This is a genomic window from Actinoplanes sp. NPDC051513 (assembly GCF_044454685.1).
Lineage (GTDB): Bacteria > Actinomycetota > Actinomycetes > Mycobacteriales > Micromonosporaceae > Actinoplanes.
On sequence record NZ_JBITDW010000001.1, the window covers coordinates 863,225 to 880,553 of the forward strand.

At 70.2% G+C, this 17,329-nt stretch carries 18 protein-coding genes; 13 read left to right on the forward strand and 5 right to left on the reverse strand.

Features of this window, described 5'->3' with window-relative positions; genetic code table 11:
- The first annotated feature begins 413 nt into the window (after positions 1 to 413).
- From ACIA5D_RS04145 to ACIA5D_RS04195, 11 genes are read left to right on the forward strand one after another with little or no spacing between them, the layout of a single operon-like run.
- The gene (locus tag ACIA5D_RS04145; protein ID WP_396028333.1) at positions 414 to 1,109 is read left to right on the forward strand and encodes an ABC transporter ATP-binding protein; all 696 of its coding nucleotides are present in this window, start codon (positions 414 to 416) and stop codon (positions 1,107 to 1,109) included.
- Entirely contained in the window at positions 1,106 to 1,810 is a 705-nt protein-coding gene (locus tag ACIA5D_RS04150; RefSeq protein ID WP_396028334.1) for an ABC transporter ATP-binding protein, read from the forward strand. Before ACIA5D_RS04145 ends, ACIA5D_RS04150 begins: the two co-directional genes overlap by 4 nt.
- 1 nt (position 1,811) lies before the next feature.
- Positions 1,812 to 2,690 carry a branched-chain amino acid ABC transporter permease gene (locus ACIA5D_RS04155; RefSeq protein ID WP_396028335.1) on the forward strand — a complete coding sequence of 293 codons (879 nt, stop codon included), beginning with the start codon at positions 1,812 to 1,814 and terminating at the stop codon, positions 2,688 to 2,690.
- Between the two features lie 56 nt (positions 2,691 to 2,746).
- On the forward strand, positions 2,747 to 3,724 hold the full coding sequence (locus ACIA5D_RS04160; protein WP_396028336.1) for a branched-chain amino acid ABC transporter permease: 978 nt from the start codon (positions 2,747 to 2,749) through the stop codon (positions 3,722 to 3,724).
- A 16-nt stretch (positions 3,725 to 3,740) separates the two neighbouring features.
- Positions 3,741 to 5,048 (forward strand): ABC transporter substrate-binding protein, encoded by a 1,308-nt coding sequence (locus tag ACIA5D_RS04165; RefSeq protein ID WP_396028337.1) that lies wholly within the window; start codon positions 3,741 to 3,743, stop codon positions 5,046 to 5,048.
- A gap of 47 nt (positions 5,049 to 5,095) precedes the next feature.
- Positions 5,096 to 5,839: an SDR family oxidoreductase gene (locus ACIA5D_RS04170; protein ID WP_396028338.1), complete on the forward strand. Its 744-nt coding sequence runs from the start codon at positions 5,096 to 5,098 to the stop codon at positions 5,837 to 5,839.
- Positions 5,836 to 6,612: an SDR family oxidoreductase gene (locus ACIA5D_RS04175; protein WP_396028339.1), complete on the forward strand. Its 777-nt coding sequence runs from the start codon at positions 5,836 to 5,838 to the stop codon at positions 6,610 to 6,612. Before ACIA5D_RS04170 ends, ACIA5D_RS04175 begins: the two co-directional genes overlap by 4 nt.
- Positions 6,609 to 7,601: a phosphotransferase family protein gene (locus ACIA5D_RS04180; RefSeq protein ID WP_396028340.1), complete on the forward strand. Its 993-nt coding sequence runs from the start codon at positions 6,609 to 6,611 to the stop codon at positions 7,599 to 7,601. Before ACIA5D_RS04175 ends, ACIA5D_RS04180 begins: the two co-directional genes overlap by 4 nt.
- Entirely contained in the window at positions 7,601 to 8,803 is a 1,203-nt protein-coding gene (locus ACIA5D_RS04185) for an acyl-CoA dehydrogenase family protein (protein ID WP_396028341.1), read from the forward strand. Before ACIA5D_RS04180 ends, ACIA5D_RS04185 begins: the two co-directional genes overlap by 1 nt.
- A complete protein-coding gene (locus ACIA5D_RS04190; protein WP_396028342.1) occupies positions 8,800 to 9,390 on the forward strand; it encodes a TetR/AcrR family transcriptional regulator in 591 nt (196 codons plus the stop codon). The genes ACIA5D_RS04185 and ACIA5D_RS04190 overlap by 4 nt, the downstream gene beginning before the upstream one ends.
- A 19-nt stretch (positions 9,391 to 9,409) precedes the next feature.
- A complete protein-coding gene (locus ACIA5D_RS04195) occupies positions 9,410 to 10,258 on the forward strand; it encodes a hypothetical protein (protein WP_396028343.1) in 849 nt (282 codons plus the stop codon).
- Between the two features lie 105 nt (positions 10,259 to 10,363).
- Here ACIA5D_RS04195 and ACIA5D_RS04200 read toward each other — a convergent pair whose 3' ends face one another.
- From ACIA5D_RS04200 to ACIA5D_RS04215, 4 genes are read right to left on the reverse strand one after another with little or no spacing between them, the layout of a single operon-like run.
- Positions 10,364 to 10,918: a DUF6886 family protein gene (locus ACIA5D_RS04200; RefSeq protein ID WP_396028344.1), complete on the reverse strand. Its 555-nt coding sequence runs from the start codon at positions 10,916 to 10,918 to the stop codon at positions 10,364 to 10,366.
- Positions 10,919 to 10,936: 18 nt separating this feature from the next.
- Entirely contained in the window at positions 10,937 to 12,025 is a 1,089-nt protein-coding gene (locus tag ACIA5D_RS04205; RefSeq protein WP_396028345.1) for an alcohol dehydrogenase catalytic domain-containing protein, read from the reverse strand.
- Positions 12,022 to 13,431: an aldehyde dehydrogenase family protein gene (locus ACIA5D_RS04210; RefSeq protein ID WP_396028346.1), complete on the reverse strand. Its 1,410-nt coding sequence runs from the start codon at positions 13,429 to 13,431 to the stop codon at positions 12,022 to 12,024. The genes ACIA5D_RS04205 and ACIA5D_RS04210 overlap by 4 nt, the downstream gene beginning before the upstream one ends.
- Positions 13,428 to 14,057, reverse strand: a complete 630-nt coding sequence (locus ACIA5D_RS04215) for a TetR/AcrR family transcriptional regulator C-terminal domain-containing protein (RefSeq protein ID WP_396028347.1) — start codon at positions 14,055 to 14,057, stop codon at positions 13,428 to 13,430. The genes ACIA5D_RS04210 and ACIA5D_RS04215 overlap by 4 nt, the downstream gene beginning before the upstream one ends.
- 63 nt (positions 14,058 to 14,120) lie before the next feature.
- Here ACIA5D_RS04215 and ACIA5D_RS04220 point away from each other — a divergent pair, with 63 nt between their 5' ends.
- Both ACIA5D_RS04220 and ACIA5D_RS04225 read left to right on the forward strand, forming a co-directional pair.
- On the forward strand, positions 14,121 to 15,293 hold the full coding sequence (locus ACIA5D_RS04220) for an acyl-CoA dehydrogenase family protein (protein ID WP_396028348.1): 1,173 nt from the start codon (positions 14,121 to 14,123) through the stop codon (positions 15,291 to 15,293).
- The gene (locus ACIA5D_RS04225) at positions 15,290 to 16,819 is read left to right on the forward strand and encodes a long-chain fatty acid--CoA ligase (RefSeq protein ID WP_396028349.1); all 1,530 of its coding nucleotides are present in this window, start codon (positions 15,290 to 15,292) and stop codon (positions 16,817 to 16,819) included. Before ACIA5D_RS04220 ends, ACIA5D_RS04225 begins: the two co-directional genes overlap by 4 nt.
- Here ACIA5D_RS04225 and ACIA5D_RS04230 read toward each other — a convergent pair.
- Positions 16,796 to 17,230, reverse strand: coding sequence for a (deoxy)nucleoside triphosphate pyrophosphohydrolase (locus ACIA5D_RS04230; RefSeq protein WP_396028350.1), 435 nt, complete (start codon positions 17,228 to 17,230; stop codon positions 16,796 to 16,798). The genes ACIA5D_RS04225 and ACIA5D_RS04230 overlap by 24 nt on opposite strands.
- Positions 17,231 to 17,329: the final 99 nt, after the last annotated feature.

Genomic DNA, 17,329 nt, shown 5'->3' on the forward strand with positions numbered 1-17,329 from the left:
GCGAGGCAGTGCGCGCGAGGCAGTGCGCGCGAGGCAGTGCGCGCGAGGCAGTGCGCGCGAGGCAGTGCGCGCGAGGCAGTGCGCGCGAGGCAGTGCGCGCGAGGCAGTGCGACGCGAAGAGAAGCGAGGCGTGGAGCAAGGCGCGGCCGCGCCCCAGCGATGCCGCCACCGCCGCGACGAGCGGTACACCCGCCGCCAGGCGGCGGCAGATCGGCGCGCGCCCGGGCGGGCGACCGAGCCGCGTCACCGCCGATCCGGCGCATCGATATATCGCCCCGCTAACAAATGAACGGCAGTCAAACAGAGCCATTGACGCGGCGGCCGAGAAAGTTACACTCCAAGTGTAAAAAGTTGACCTTCGCAAGCCTTCTCGCTCCACACAGGACATCCACCGGTCCGAGCCCGAGGTGACCATGTCAACGCGCGATGACCAGGGACTTTCCCTTCATCACATAACCGTCCGCTTCGGCGGCCTACTCGCTCTCGACGATGTCTCGCTGCGAGTCCCACCCAAGAAGGTCGTCGGCATCATCGGCCCCAACGGCGCCGGCAAGACGACGCTCTTCAATGTGATCTGCGGTTTCGTCGCGCCGCAGGCGGGGGCGATCACCCTCGACGGCCGCCCGTGGCGACCCCGGCCGCATCACCTCCGCCGCCACGGCATCGCCCGCACTCTCCAGGGCGTCGGCCAGTTCGGTGGCATGACGGTCCTGGAGAACGTCCAGGTCGGCCTGAAGAACCAGCAGGACGCCTATGCCGCGCTGGAGCGCTGCGGCGTCGCCGACCAGGCGCGGGCGTACCCGGGCATGCTTCCCTACGCCAAGCGCAAGCGGGTCGAGCTGGCCCGCGCCCTGGCCGCGAAGCCCCGGATCCTCATGCTCGACGAGCCGGCCGGCGGCCTCGGCACCGATGAGATCGGCTGGCTGGCCGACCTGATCCGCGAGGCCGACACCACGGTCCTGCTGGTCGAGCACCACATGGACCTGGTCATGTCGGTCTGCGACGAGATCCTCGTGCTCGACTTCGGCAAGCCGATCGCCCTCGGCTCCCCCGGCGAGATCCGCACGGATCCCAAGGTTGCCGAAGCCTACCTGGGAGCGGCCGCGTGACAGCGCTGTTGGAGATAACGAGTCTGACCGCCGGCTACGGCGCCGCCCCCGTCCTGCACGAGGTCGATCTGAGCGTCGGGGAGGGCCAGATCGTCGCCGTCCTCGGTGCGAACGGCGCCGGCAAGACCACCTTGTTGCGGGCCATCTCCAACACACTGCCCGTCACGGCCGGCAGCACCAGGTTCGACGGCATCGACCTGAAGAGCGTGAAGGTCGAGCGGATGGTCCGGCACGGCATCGCGCACGTCCCCGAGGGCCGGGGCGTGGTCACCGAGCTGACCGTCGAGGAAAACCTCCGGCTGGGCGGCCTGTGGCGTAAGGAAAAGCCAAAGTTGGACGAGGTCTACGAGCTGTTCCCGGCGCTCGCCAACCGGCGGAGCCACTTGGGACATCAGCTCTCGGGCGGCGAGCGGCAGATGCTCGCGATCGGCCGGGCGCTGGTCGCGAAGCCACGCCTGCTGTTGCTCGACGAGCCGTCGCTCGGCCTCGCTCCCAAGATCACCGCACTGATCATGGGGCTGCTGCGCGACCTGCGCGACCGCACCGGCCTGTCCGTGCTGCTGGTCGAGCAGAACGTGCGCAGCGCGCTCTCCATCGCCGACGAGGGGGTGGTGCTGAACCTGGGCCGGGTCGCCGCCAGGCAGAAGGCCGGCACGCTCGCCGACGACGCCGATCTCCGGCACGCCTACCTGGGGTTCTGACATGGACCGATTCCTTTACCTGACCTTCGACGGACTCAGCCGCGGCGCGGTCTACGCGGCGTTCGCGCTGGCCCTGGTGCTGATCTGGCGGGCCGCGCGGATCGTGAACTTCGCCCAGGGCGCGATGGCGGTCGCCACCGCGTACGCCGGCTATTCGGTGACCAACACGACCGGCTCCTACTGGCTCGGGTTCGCGGTCGCCATCATCGGCGGCCTGGTCATCGGCGCGGCGGTCGAGCGGGTGGTGATGCGCTTCGTCGACCACTCGTCGCCGCTCAACGGCGTGGTCGTGGCGCTCGGTCTCGTGCTGATCATCCAGGGCGTGCTCGGCATGATCTACGGCAACAACTTCCGCCCCGCCGAGGCGCCGTTCAGCCGCGACGCCTTCCAGATCGGCGGAGTCGCGATCCTCTCCCGCTACGACCTGTTCGTCTTCGCCGCGGTGGGCGCGGTGGTCGTCATTCTCACGCTTCTTTTCACGCGTACGTCGACCGGCCTGCGCATGCGGGCGGCGGCCTTCGCGCCGGACGTGTCGAGGCTGCTCGGCGTGCCGGTGGGCGGGATGCTCACGCTCGGCTGGGCGCTGGCAGCCGCGGTCGGCTCCCTCGCCGGGATGCTGGTCATCCCCACCGAGCTGGGCCTGAACCCGAACGCGATGGACGTGCTGTTCATCTCGGCCTTCACCGCCGCGGTGCTGGGCGGCCTGGACAGCCCGGTCGGCGCGGTGGTCGGCGGGCTGGTGGTGGGCCTGCTGCTCGCGTACGTCAGCGGCTATCTCGGCGCCACCGTCGCTCCGATCGCCGTGCTGATCCTGCTCGTGGTGGTGCTGCTGGGCCGGCCGGACGGCCTGTTCTCGAGGGCGAAGGCGAGGACCGCATGACAATCGTGGCGCAGCGCGCGGTAAAGCCGAAAAACAGGCAGAGATCGGCGCAGAGCATGCTCGTCCCGCTGCTGGTCGTCGTGGTCGGCGCGGCCGCGATCGTGGGCCTCACCTACGTCCTGCCGCCGTTCCGGAACTACCAGCTGGCGACGATCGGCGCGTACCTCTGCGTGACCGCGGGCCTGACCGTCCTCACCGGACTCAACGGCCAGCTCAGCCTCGGCCACGGCGCCCTGATGGCGACCGGCGCGTACACGCTGGCGCTCTGGCAGGACAAGTTCAACCTGCTGCTGCCGGGAATAGCAGCAGCGGTGCTGACGACCACCGCGGTAGGCGCGGTGATCGGCCTGGCCGCGGCCCGGCTGCGCGGCCCCTACCTGGCCGGGCTCACCCTCGCGGTCGCCGTGGTCGTCCCGAGCATCACGAGCACGTTCGACGAGACGTTCAACAGCGACCAGGGACTCTCCGTGCCCCTCGATCCGCCACCCGGCGTGATCCCGGTCGAGCAGTGGCAGGCCTGGATCTGCTGGGCCGCCGCGCTGCTGACGGTGCTGCTCCTCGCGTACGTGATCAGGGGTCGCTTCGGCCGCGACATGCGCGCGGTGCGCGACGACGAGACCGCCGCCAAGCTCGCGGGCGTCGGCGTCGCCCGTACCCAGGTCTTGGCCTTTGTCATCTCCGCGGCCTGCGCCGGTCTCGCCGGCGCCCTCTTCGCGGTGCTCGCGCAGAGCGTCTCTCCCGGCGCCTTCCCGCTCACGCTCTCGCTGTTCCTGGTGATGGCGATCGTGATCGGCGGGCTGGGCCGGCTCACCGGTGCGCTGATCGGCGCGTTCCTGCTGGTGGCGCTGCCGTCGGCGGCCCAATCGATCGCCGAGGACGCGGGCTCGCAGCACCTCGAGGGCAACCTCGCGCTCACCGTCTTCGGCGTCGTCCTCGTCCTCGTCATGCTCGCCGCCCCCGGCGGACTGGCCTCGCTCCGCATCCCACGACGAATCTCCGCATCCCGACGAAACAAATCCCCGAAGAAACCGTAAGCAGAAAGGCCAAGAAATGAGTCTTCAGTCGTCTCAAGGGTGGTGGCGGGGCGGTCGGACGGGGAAACGCACCGCGACCGTCCTCGCCGCGCTGCTGCTGGCCGCAGGCTGCAGCAACGGAAACGGCAATAGCAGTGGTGGAAGCAGCGATACCCCCGGCGTGACCGACACCGAGATCGTGGTCGGCACGCATCAGCCACTCACCGGCCCGGCCGCGGCCGGATACTCGTCGATCGCCCCGGCCACGAAGGCCTACTTCGACTACGTCAACGCGAACGGCGGCGTGCACGGCCGCAAGATCACATACAAGATCATGGATGACGGCTACAACCCGTCCAACACCCAGCAGGTCGTCCGCCAGCTCGTGCTGCAAGACAAAGTGTTCGCGATCCTCAACGGCCTCGGCACGCCGACGCACACCGGCGTGCTCGACTTCCTCAAGACCAACCGGGTGCCCGACCTCTTCGTGGCCAGCGGCAGCCGCAGCTGGAACCAGCCGGACAAGTATCCGGGCACGTTCGGCTTCAACCCCGACTACACCGTCGAGGGCAAGATCCTGGCCTCGTACGTCAAGGAGACCTACCCGGGCAAGAAGGTCTGCTTCCTCGGCCAGGACGACGACTTCGGCAAGGACAGCCTCGCCGGCATCGAGAAGATCCTTGGACCGGTCACGGCCAAGCAGAACTACGTGACCAGCAGCCCCAACGTCGGCCCGCAGATGGGCGCGCTCAAGGCCGCGGCCTGCGACGTCGTCATGCTCGCCACGATTCCCGGCTTCACCGCGCTGTCGATCGGCACGGCCGCGAAGATCGGCTTCAAGCCGCAGTTCGTGGTCAGCAACGTCGGCTCCGACCCGACCACGGTGAGCAAGACGCTGGGGGCCGCGGCGCCGCTGCTCGAGGGCGTGGTGGCGGCCAACTACCTGCCACTGGCGACCGACGATGCCAACCCGTGGATCCAGCTTTACAAGAAGGTCAACAGCCAATACAACGGGAACGCCGAGTTCGACAACAACGTCGTGTACGGCATGTCCGTCGGCTACCTGTTCGTCCAGGCGCTGCAGGCCACCGGCAAAGACCTCACCAGGGACAAGCTGACCGAAGCCGTGCAGAAGGGCGGATTCACCGGGCCCGGGCTGGTGCCCGTGCGCTTCTCGGCGCAAGATCATTCAGGGTACGCGGGTGAGCAGCTGACCAAGCTCACCGGCGGCAAGGCGACCTACTTCGGTACGCCGTTCACGACCGATGACAAGGATGGCGCCGTCACCGCGTACTCGGGTGCGGCGAGCACGCCTCCGCAGAATGGCATTCCCGCGGCGCAGTAGCGTCAGGGTCAAACGTTTTCCAGCAGTTCTCGAGCAGAGGAGCGGCGATGGCGGACCAAGTGGCGATCGTGACCGGAGCCAGCAGGGGAATCGGCTTCGCCATCGCGCAACGCTTCGTTGCCGAGGGCTACAAGGTCGCCATCACCGGGCGCAACGCGGAGGCGCTCGCGCAGGCCGCGCTGGATCTCGGCGGCCCCGAGGTGGCGATCGGCATCCCCGGCAAGGGCGATGACACCGACCACCGGGCCGCCGTGATCGACACGGTGCTCGGCCAGTTCGGCCCGATCACCACGCTGGTCAACAACATCGGGATCAACCCGGCGTACGGCCCGCTCGGCACGCTCGACCTGGGCGCCGCCCGCAAGATGATCGACGTGAACGTGCTCGGCACCCTCGGCTGGGTGCAGGAGGCGCTGCGCGGCGGTCTGTCCGAGGGCGGCGCCATCGTCAACATCTCCTCGGTCTCCGGCGTGCGCCCGGCGCCGGGAATCGCGTTCTACGGGGTGACCAAGGCCGCGCTGATCCACCTCACCGAGGAGCTGGCCGTCGAGCTGGCGCCGAAGGTGCGGGTCAACGCGGTCGCCCCGGCCGTGGTCAAGACGAAGTTCGCGACCGCTCTCTACGAGGGCCGCGAGGAGCAGGTGGCGGCCACCTACCCGCTGGGCCGCCTCGGCGTGCCCGAGGACGTGGCCGGCGCGGTCGCGTTCCTCTGCGGTCCGGACGCCGCCTGGATCACCGGCCAGACCGTCGTCATCGACGGCGGCGTCACGCTGACCGGGTCGGTGCAGTGAGGCGGGTCGTGGTCACCGGCGCCGGCGGCGGCATCGGGGCGGCGCTGGCCCGCCGGTTCGCCGCCGACGGCGCCTCGGTGGTCGTGAGCGATCTCGACGCGGCCACGGCGGAAGCGGTCGCCGGCGAGATCGGCGGGCTGGCCGTGCCCGCCGACGCCGCGAACGAGGACGACACCCGTCGCCTGATCGAGACGGCGTGGGCTTCGCTCGGCGGCATCGATCTCTTCTGCTCGAACGCCGGCGTGCTCACGGCCGGCGACGAGAACACCCCCGACGAGGCGTGGCAGCGGGACTTCTCGGTCAACGTCTTGTCCCATGTTTACGTCACCCGCCACCTTCTGCCCCGCTGGCTCGACCAGGGCGAGCCGAAGCGGCTGTTGGTGACGGTCAGCGCGGCGGGGCTGCTCTCGATCCTGGGCAGCGCCACCTACGCGGTGACGAAGCACGGCGCCCTGGCGTACGCCGAGTGGCTGCGCGCCACGTACGCGCATCGGGGTTTGATCGTGCAGGCGCTGTGCCCGCAGGGCGTGCGCACCGACATGCTCACCCGCGGCAACGAGCGCGACAGCGCGAGTGCCCGGCTGCTGGCCGAGGGCGCGCTGGAGCCGGCCGAGGTGGCCGAGGTCGCCGCCAAGGCGATCGAGGGCGAGAGCTTCCTGATCCTGCCGCACCCCGAGGTGGCCGAGTACTACCGGCTGCGGGCCACCGACACCGATCGCTGGCTCGGCGGGATGAACAAGATTCAGCGGGCGTTCGAGGGTGATCGCGCGTGAAGGGCCTCGATCTCGACCAGCTGCAGTCCTTTCTCGGCTCGTCGCGCCCGCTGACCGGCCAGATGTTCGCCGGGGGCCGCTCGAATCTCACGTATGCGATCACCGACGGCGAGCGACGGTGGGTGCTTCGCCGTCCCCCGCTCGGGCATGTCCTGCCGACCGCGCACGACATGGTCCGGGAGCATCGGGTGCTGGAGGCCCTGTCGAAGGCCGGGTTCCCGGCGCCGCGCCCCGTCGTGCTTTGCACCGATATTTCGGTTATTGGCGCGCCGTTCTACATGATGGAGCACGTCGACGGGCGGATCTATCGCGACTCCGTCGACCTGGAAGCGCTGGGCGCGCCGGCCTTCAACAAGCTGACGCTCGACCTCGTGGACACGCTCGCCGACCTGCACGCGCTCGACCCGGCCGCGATCGGCCTCGCCGACTTCGGCCGGCCCGAGGGTTTCAACGAGCGCCAGGTCCGCCGCTGGAAGAAGCAGCTGGACGCCTCCCGCAGCCGTGACGTGGCCGGCATCGAGGAGCTGCACGCCCGGCTGGCCGTCGGCATCCCGGCCGGCGGCCCCGGCGCCGTCGTGCACGGCGACTACCGGCTCGACAACGTGCTGATCGGCCCCGAGCTGCAGATCAACGCGGTGCTCGACTGGGAGATGTCCACGCTCGGCGACCCGCTCAGCGACGTGGCCCTGATGCTCACCTACGCCGGCCTGCCCCTGCAGGTCAGCGGGGGCCGCGCGACCGTGCCGCTCGAGGTCGCCGGGCATCCCTCGCTGCGCGAGATGAGCGCCCGCTACGCCGAGCGCAGCGGCCGCGACGTGAGCGACCTGCACTGGTACGTGGCCTTCGCCGCATTCAAGCTCGCGGTGATCCTCGAGGGCGTGCATTACCGCTACGTTCAGGGCCAGACGGTCGGTGCGGGCTTCGAGACTATCGGCAACCTGGTAGGCCCGCTGGTGATGCGCGGCCACGAGGCGCTGGAGGGGAACTGATGGAGTTCGGCTTCGACGCGAAAACCGAGGACTACCGCAAGCGGCTGCAGTCCTTCATGGACGAGCACGTCTACCCGGCCGAGCCGTCTCTCGGCGCGCACGAGGGCTGGGGGCCGCCGCCGGTGCTGGCGGAGCTGCAGGCGAAGGCCCGCGACGCCGGCCTGTGGAACCTGTTCCTGCCCGGCGAGCACGGCGCCGGCCTCACCAACCTCCAGTACGCGCCGCTCGCCGAGATCACCGGCCGCAGCCCCGCGCTGGCGCCGGGCGCGCTGAACTGCGCCGCGCCCGACACCGGGAACATGGAGGTGCTCGCCGAGTTCGGCTCCCCCGACCAGCAGCGGGAGTGGCTCGCGCCGCTGCTCGACGGGAGCATCCGGTCGGCGTTCGCGATGACCGAGCCGGGCGTGGCCTCCTCCGACGCCACGAACATCGGCACCCGCATCGAGCTCGACGGCGACGAGTACGTCATCAACGGGCACAAGTTCTTCATCACCGGCGCGATGAACCCGAACTGCAAGATCTTCATCGTGATGGGCAAGACCGACCCCGCGGCCGCCCGGCATGTGCAGCAGAGCATGGTGCTCGTGCCGCGCGACACCCCTGGGGTGCAGGTCAAGCGGGGCATGCGGGTCTTCGGCTACACCGACGGCGATCACGGCGGGCATGCCGAGGTGGTCTTCGACAACGTACGCGTGCCTGCCTCGAATTTGATCGGCTCTCCCGGGAGCGGCTTCGCGATCTCGCAGGCGCGCCTCGGCCCCGGCCGCATCCACCATTGCATGCGCTTGATCGGCATGGGCGAGCGTGCGCTCGAGCTCATGTGCACGCGGGCGCTCGCCCGCACCCCGTTCGGACGGCCGCTCGCCGAGCAGGGCGTGGTGCAGGACTGGATCGCCGAGTCGCGGGTGCGCATCGAGCAGGCCCGGTTGCTCGTGCTCAAGGCCGCCTGGCTGATGGACACGGTCGGCAACAAGGGCGCGCACACCGAGATCCAGGCCATCAAGATCACGGTACCGTCGACGGTCGAGTGGATCATTGACAAGGCCATTCAGGCGTACGGCGCGGCCGGCGTCAGCCAGGACACGCCACTCGCCGCGCTCTGGACCGCCGCGCGCACCCTGCGTCTGGCCGACGGCCCCGACGAGGTGCACAAGCGGTCGCTGGCCCACCGGGAATTGAACCGCTACCGGAGCGACCGGTGAGCACTTCGCCGCAGCGCGTCGACGGCCGCACGGCCCGCTCGGAGCGCACCCGCACCGCCATCGTCGACGCCCACCTCCAGCTGATCCGCGAGGGCGACCTGCGCCCGACGGCCGAAAAGATCGCCAAACAGGCCGGCGTCTCGCTGCGCGCCCTGTGGAGCCACTTCGCCGACATGGAGGCCCTGTTCGCGGCGAGCGGCCAGCGGGTCCTCGAGATCCGCGACGCCGCCCACCGCCCGATCTCGGCGAAGCTGCCCCTGCCGGAGCGCATCGAGGCGTACGCCAAGCAGCGCGCCAAGCTGCTGGAGCTGATCGCCCCGAACGCCAAGGCGTCGGCGATGAAGGAGCCGTTCTCCGAGACGCTCCAGCATTACCGCCGGCTGCACGTGGCCCGGGTCCGCGACGAGATCGCGGTGGTGTTCGCCCCCGAGGTCGACGGCAACGACGAGCTGCTGAACGCGCTGGCGGCGGTCAGCATGTGGCCGACCTGGTCCACGTGGCGCGAGGCGATGAACCTGTCGGTGGCGGCCTCCCGGGCCGCACTGGCCCGCACCATCGCCGCCCTGCTGGCGCCGGCGGCCACTTAGGACGATCTAGCATGGGCGGGTGGGATGCTCGCTGGGTCACCCGGCCGAACCTCGTCAACGGGTCCTCCCCGGCCTCTACCGCTGCATGGCGCTGGTGACGATTCTCGCGCCGCGGCCGGTCGGGCCGGGCGGCATGGTTCAGGCCGTGCCGACGTCCTACCCGCACGGCGAGCTCTACTACGACGACGCGGTCGAGCCGATCGCCACCTGCCCGTGCGGCAAGTTCGCCGTCACGGTGTGCGGGCACTGCCGGCGTTACCGGTGCCCCGAGTGCCAGCCGGCCGGCCACCAGATCTGCGCCGACTGCTCCGCCACGATGGCGCCGCCCGACGCCGAAGACCGGGAGCGTCTGCTCGGGCTGATCGCGCGGACGCCCGATCCGCACGAACGGCTGCTCCAGGCCGCGATGGTCCTGGAGAAGGAGCCCGGCGACGACATCTACGCGGCGCTCTACCGGGTCTGCCCGTTCCTGCCGTTCCTGCCCGGGATGAGCTACTGGGAGCCGCTGGAGGCGGTCCTTCCGCCGGGCGCGCAGTGGGTGCCGTGGGACTCGGGAACGATCGGGCGGTGGTTCGCCTCGCGGGCCGCGGCGCAGGGGCTCGCGCCACCCTTCGAGATCGCCGAGGGGCGTGTCTTCGCCCAGATCTCGTACGGCTGGCGGCTCATCGCCGGCAGCACGGTTCGCCTGGGCGACGGCTTCACCGACACCGCGTTCGTGCTCACCTCGGGCGCGGTCGTCCGGGCGGCGGCGCCCGAGGAGCGCCGGCCGGGCCTGATCGCCACCCGCCACGCCGAGCCGACCGGACTGAACCTGCTGGCGCTGGCCGAGCTGGGCGGGCTGCTCGGCCTGCGGCTACCCGTCGGCTGACGGCCGCGGCTACCCGTCGGCCGGCGAGCGCGGCTACCCGTCGGCCGGCGGGCGCGGCTACCCGTCGGCCGGCGGGCGCGGCTACCCGTTGGCCGGCGGGCGCGGCTACCCGTTGGCCGGCGGGCGCGGCTGGGCGATGCGCAGGCGGATGCCGCTGAAGCCGGCCGTGCTCTCGATGACCTCGTCCCAGAACGACCACAGGTTGGAGAGCAGGCGCAGCTGGATGCCGGCCGCGGCGTGGCACGCGAGCAGGTCGCCGACCGGCTCGGGTGGGCCCAGCGGCGTGACCACCTTGGTCGCCACCAGGGCGTGTGGCTGGGCGCCCGGTGACGACACGTGGCGGAATGCGGCGTCGGAGAAGCGGTAGGCGTACAGCTTCGCCGACCGCATGGCTGGGAGCCAGGCGTACTCGATGGCGTGCACACGCTCGCCGCAGCCGGCGCCGATGATGCGGTCGCGGTCGGCGTCGGTGGTGCCGTCGCCCACCCACGCCATCGCGCGCGGGCATTGCCGGGGAAACCAATAGCTCGGCGCGTTGCGCCAATCCACGGCCCACACGTACGGCGTGTCCGTGCCGGACGTGGCGGCCACGTGCGGGGCGAAGCGCGTGAGCGTCGGGTCCTCGGAGAAATGCAGCACCTGGCCGGGTTCCGGTCGCATCCGGACACTCTTACACGATCACACCAGGACCACCGACCGGGCACCCTCGCCCCGGGACATGCGGTCGAACGCCGCGGGGACGTCGGCCAGGCCTATCCGGTCGGAGATCAGGTGGTCGACCGCGAGCGTGCCGGAGAGCACGTCGGCGGCGAGCCGCGGGATCTCGGCGTCGAAGTCGGCGCCGCCGTACACCGAGGAGCGCAGCGTGCGGGCCGAGGAGAAGATGTCCAATGCGGACAGCTGCACCATGTCTTCGTTGCTGCCCATGCCCACGACCGTCACCTTGCCGCCGCGGCGGGTGGACCGCCAGGCCGCGCGGATCGTGGCGGCCCGTCCGACGCACTCGATGGCGTGGTCGGCGCCGCGGCCCGAGGTACGCACCCGGATCTCCTTGGACAGCGTGTCCGAGGAGACCACGAAGTCGGTGGCGCCGGCCGCCTCGGCCAGTCCCTTCTTGGCCTCGGTGACGTCCACGGCGATCACGTCGGCGGCGCCCGCCGCGCGGGCGGCCGCGACCACCGACAGGCCCACGCCGCCGAGCCCGATCACCACGACCGACTCGCCCGCGGCGACCTGGGCCGTGTTGCGGACCGCGCCGACGCCGGTCAGCACGCCGCAGCCGAGCAGGGCCGCGCGGTCGAAGCCGAGCTCGGCGGGAACCCGGATCACCGCGTTCTCGGGGGCGACCACCTGGGTGGCGAACGCGCCGAGGCCGAGCGCCACGTGCACCGGCCCGCCGTCGAGGGTGATGCCGTTCTCGAGGGCCGCGATGCCCGACGAGGTCGAGCAGAGCCAGGGCTCGCCGCGCGCGCAGAACCAGCAGCTCCGGCAGGGCGGCTGCCAGTTGAGCACCACGTGGTCGCCGACCGCCGCGCGAGTCACGTGGTCGCCGGCCTCGATCACCTCGCCGGCCGCCTCATGGCCCAGCACCAGGGGGTACGGGGCGCGCAGGGTGCCATTGATCATGGACAGATCGGAGTGGCAGACGCCGGCGGCGCGCACCCGTACGCGCACCTGGCCGGGGCCGATCTCGGGCAGCCGCAGCTCGGCCACCGCGGGCCGCTCCCCGGACGAACGAACTACCACGCCATTGAAGTAAGTCGTCATCTTTGAATCGCCTTCACCTGACGGAACTCAGCAAGACCGTACTCGCCCAGCTCGCGTCCGACGCCCGACTGCTTGTACCCGCCGAACGGGGCGAGCGGGTTGAAGGCGCCGCCGTTGATGTCGACCGCGCCGGTGCGCATCCGCCGGGCCACCGCGAGCGCCCGCTCGTCCGACCCCCAGACCCCGCCGGCCAGGCCGTACCGCGAGTTGTTCGCGATCGCCACGGCCTCGTCGTCGTCGCCGAACGGGATGATCGACAGCACCGGGCCGAAGATCTCCTCCTGGGCGAGCTCGCTGTCCGGGTCGACGTCGGCGAAGACGGTCGGCGCCACGAAGTGCCCCTGGTCCGGAAGCGGCGCGTCCGGGCCACCCGCGACCAGGCGAGCGGCGGCGCGCTCGACGAAGCCGCCGACTCTCTCCTTCTGAGCGCCGGAGACCAGGGGTCCGAGCCGGGTCGCCTCGTCGAAGGGGTCGCCCACGGTGTAGCCGGCAGCGGTCTTGGCGGCCAGCGAGACCGCCTCGTCGTAGAGCGAGCGATGCACCAGCATGCGGGTCCAGGCCGTGCAGGTCTGCCCGGAGTTGAGGAACGCGTTGCCCACGCCGACCTTGACCGCCTTGACCACGTCGGCGTCCTCGAGGATCACGTTGGCCGATTTGCCGCCCAGCTCCAGCGCGACCCGGGCGATGCGGTCGGCCGCGGCGTGCGAGATCGCCCGGCCGGTCGCGGTCGAGCCGGTGAACGAGACCATGTCGACGCCCGGATGACCGGCGATGGCCGCGCCCACCACCGGCCCTGTCCCGGTCACCAGGTTGAGCACCCCGGCCGGCACGCCGGCCTCCGCGGCCGCGTCGAACAGCAGGTACGCCACCAGCGGGGTCAGCTCGCTCGGTTTGAGCACGACCGTGCAGCCGGCCGCCATCGCCGCGGCCACCTTGGCGACGACCTGGTGCAGCGGGTAGTTCCACGGCGTGATGGCGCCGACGACCCCGATGGGCTCGTGCTCGATCAGGGAATTTCCAATTTTTTCGGATACTTCCGACCGGGCGGCCAAGTCGGCATATCCTCGCAGGACCGTGAGCGGAAGCCCCGCCTGCACATTCTTGGCGACCTTGAGCGGCGTTCCCAGTTCGAGCCCGACCGTCTTCGCGACGTCGCCCGCCCGCGCGGTGAGCGCGCCGTGCAGCCGATCGAGCACCGCGCCGCGCTCAGCCATCGTCAGACCGGCCCAGCCCTCGAAAGCGGCCGTCGCGGCGGCAACCGCGCGGTCGACATCCTCGGCGGTGCCGGCCGGCACGTGCGCGATGATCTCCTCGGTCGCGGGGTTCTCCACCGGGATGGTCTCGGTCGAGGCGGGCGGCACCCACTCCCCACCGATGAAAAGATGCGGACGGTCGAGCGACGTCATCGTCGGATCCCAATCTCTTGGCGGGCCATCAGGCCACTGATCATCAGGTCGAGGCCCAGCTCGAAGGCGCCTTCGTCCACGGCCTCATGATGCGCCGCCAGCAGCGGCGCGCGGTGCAGATGCGGGTACTGGTCGTACAGGGCGGGGTCGATATCGAAGCCCAGCGCGAACGAGCCGAGCGCCGAGCCGGTCACCAGGTAACGCATGAGCGCGCCGATGTGGGTGGCGCGCGCGGGCGGCCAGCCGGCGTCGACCAGCGCCCCGAACACCGCCTCGGCCATGGCCAGCGAGGCGGGACGGCGACCCGGGCCGGTGGCGAGCACGGGCACGACGTTGGGGTGGGCGGCCAGCGCCGCGTGGTACGACTTCGCCCACGCCCGCAACGCCTCGTGCCACACGAGCCGGCCGAAGACGGAGAGGTCGACCTGCTCGACCACCGCGTCGGCGACGGCGTCGACGATCTCGGCCTTCGTGGCGAAGTGGTTGTAGAGCGACGGCCCCTGCACGCCGAGCTCGGTGGCGAGCCGACGCGTCGACAGCGCCTCCAGCCCCTCGGCATCAACCAGGGCGGATGCCGCCGTGACGATCCGTTCACGGGTCAGCAAAGCCTGCTTGGGTCGCGCCATCTCAGCAAACTCCAAGAAATTCGCACTGGACGTGCTAAAACTTACACCGCTAGTTTAAGGCACATGGACTTCTCGCTCACCGACGAGGAACGTGCGATTCGCGACACCGCTCGTCAGTTCATCACCAAAGAGGTCATGCCGCTGGAGCAGGAGGCGCTGCTCCGCGAGCGCCGCCACCAGCCCGGGCTGGAGCTCAGCGAACTGCGCGAGCTCCAGCAGAAGGCCAAGAAGTTCGGCTTCTGGGGCCTGTCCACGCCGGAGGAGTACGGCGGGATGGACCTGCCGGCCGTCCTCCAGTCGCTGATCTGGACCGAGGTGGGCCGCACCTTCGTGCAGTTCAAGTTCGGCGGCGAGGCCGACAACATCCTCTACTTCGCCAATGACGCGCAGAAGGAGGAGTTCCTGCTGCCCACGATCGAGGGCGAGCGCATCTCCTGCTTCGCGATCACCGAACCGGGCGCGGGCTCCGACGCCGCCAACATCAAGCTGCGGGCGGTCCGCGACGGCGACGACTGGGTGCTCAACGGCGAGAAGACGTTCATCACGAACGGCAACGACGCCGACTTCGCGATCGTGGTCGCGGTGACCGACCCCTCGAAGAAGGCCAGCAACGGCGGCGCCACGGCCTTCCTGGTCGACCGCTCGATGGGCTGGCGATCCGAGTTCATCCAGACGATGGGCGAGGGCGGTCCCGCGTCGTTGATCTTCGAGGATGTACGGGTGCCGCACCGCAACATCCTCGGCGAGATCGGCCAGGGCTTCGAGCTCGGCATGAAATGGATCGGCAAGGGCCGCTACCTCATCCCTTCGAACGCCTTGGGCATCGCCGAGCGGGCCCTGGGCATGGCGATCGAGTACGCGAACACGCGCGAGACCTTCGGCGCCAAGATCGGCACGAACCAGGCGATCCAGTGGATGATCGCCGATTCCGAGGTGGAGCTGGAGGCGGCCCGCTGGCTGATCCTGCGCGCCGCCTGGACGGTGGACCAGGGCTGGGATCCACGGCATGCTTCGTCAATGGCGAAGCTGTACGGCGCGGGCATGGCCAATCGGGTCGTGGACCGGGTCATGCAGATCCACGGCGGCATGGGCTACACGCGGGAGCTGCCGATCGAGCGCTGGTACCGCCAGGTTCGCCTGATGCGCATCTACGAGGGCACCGACGAGATGCAGCGCCTGATCATCTCCCGCGATCTCCTCCGCGGGTACACCAAGATCGGAGGACACCTCGCATGACTCAATTGTCGCTGGCCACCGTCCTGGCTGAAGCGGCCCGTAAATACCCCGACAAGCTCGCCGTGATCGACAGCGCCACGACCGAGCGCATCACCTACCGCGATCTGTGGCGGCAGACCCTCGCGCACGCGGCGGGCCTGCGCGAGCTCGGCATCGGCCCGGGCGACACGGTGGCGATCCAGATCCCCAACCTCGCCGACTTCCCCCGGGTCTACTACGCCGTCCTCTCGGTCGGCGCGACGATCGTCCCGATGCACCTCCTGCTGACGCCCGAGGAGAACGCCTACGTTCTCTCCGACAGCGGGGCCAAGCTTCTGGTGGCGCACTCCAGCCAGCTGGCGAACGCGGTGGCCGCTTCCAAGATCGCCGGGGTGGAGGTCGCGTCGGTCGGGCCCGCCGTGGAAGGCGTGCGCCGGCTCGAGGACGCGGCCGCCGCGGTGCCGCCACTGCGGACGTATGTGAGTCGCGAGGCCGAGGACGTCGCGGTCGTCTTCTACACCAGCGGCACGACCGGCAAGCCCAAGGGCGCGCTGCTCACCCATCTCAACCTCGTGATGAACACGATGGTCAACGTCTTCGACATCCACGAGCTGTACGAGGACGACGTGGTGATGGGCTGCCTGCCGCTGTTCCACACGTTCGGCCAGACCGTGGGGATGAACGGCACGTTCCGGATGGGCGGCACGATCGTGCTGCTCGCCCGCTTCACCGGCGAGGCCGCGATCAACCTGATGGTCAAGGAGAACGTGACCATCTTCCACGGTGTGCCAACCATGTACATCGGGCTGCTCGAGGCCGCGGCCAAGGCCGACCGGCTGCCCTCGCTGCGACTCTGCGTGTCGGGCGGCGCCTCACTGCCGGTGGCGGTGCTGGAGAAGTTCAACGAGACCTTCCACGCCACCGTCTTCGAGGGGTACGGCCTCTCCGAGACCTCGCCGACCGCCACCACCAACCAGCCCGCGTTCGGGGTCAAGGCCGGCACGGTCGGGCACCCGATCTGGGGTGTCGAGGTCGAGATCGCCCGGCCCGAGATCGACGAGCGGATCGAGCTCATGGACACCGGCGAGCTCGGCGAGATCGTGATCCGCGGGCACAACGTGTTCGCGGCGTACCTCAACAACCCCGAGGCGACCGCCCAGGCCGTCGTCGACGGCTGGTTCCGCACCGGCGACCTCGGCACCAAGGACGAGGACGGGTTCATCACGATCGTCGACCGCAAGAAAGACCTCGTGATCCGGGGCGGCTTCAACGTCTACCCGCGCGAGGTCGAGGAGGCGCTGGCCCGGCACCCGGCCGTGCTGCAGGTCGCGGTGATCGGCGTGCCCGACCCGGTGCACGGCGAGGAGATCTGCGCGGTGGTCGTGGCCGAGCCGGACGGGATCACCGCCGACGAGCTCATCGAGTGGTCGCGGGAGAAGCTCGGCAAGCACAAGTACCCGCGTCAGGTGCGCTTCGCCGAGTCCCTGCCGCTCGGGCCGAGCATGAAGGTGCTGAAGCGGGAACTACGAAAGACCTACGGCCAGTAGGGGCGGCAGGGCGGCGACGATCGGCTTGTCCGCGGGCAGCCAGTGGACCGAGTCCAGTTCGTCCGCGGACAACCAGCGCATGGCGGTGTGCTCGAGGGCCCTCGGCTCGTCGCCGTCCAGCAACCGCACCACGAAGACCCGCAGGACCGCGCGGCCGTGCGCGAGCGGCACGTCCGGCCCGATGCGGGCGCCGACCTCGACGCGTACGCCCAGTTCCTCGACGCACTCCCGGGCCAGCGCCTGCTCGTCGGTCTCGCCCGGCTCGACCTTGCCGCCGGGAAACTCCCACCGGCCGGCCACCTCGGGCGGCGCCGAGCGCTCGCAGGCAAGCACGCGACGGTCGGTGATAATGGCCGCCGCAACGATCACCTTGCGTGACTTCACGGCGCTGACGTGCTGTTCCCCCGGCATGAGATCAGAGGATCCCACAAAAGTTCACCGTTCAGGTTGCCCGAGCCGTCCCGATCGTCACGCAAACACGTATATGTGGGCGTGGACATGGTTGACGCG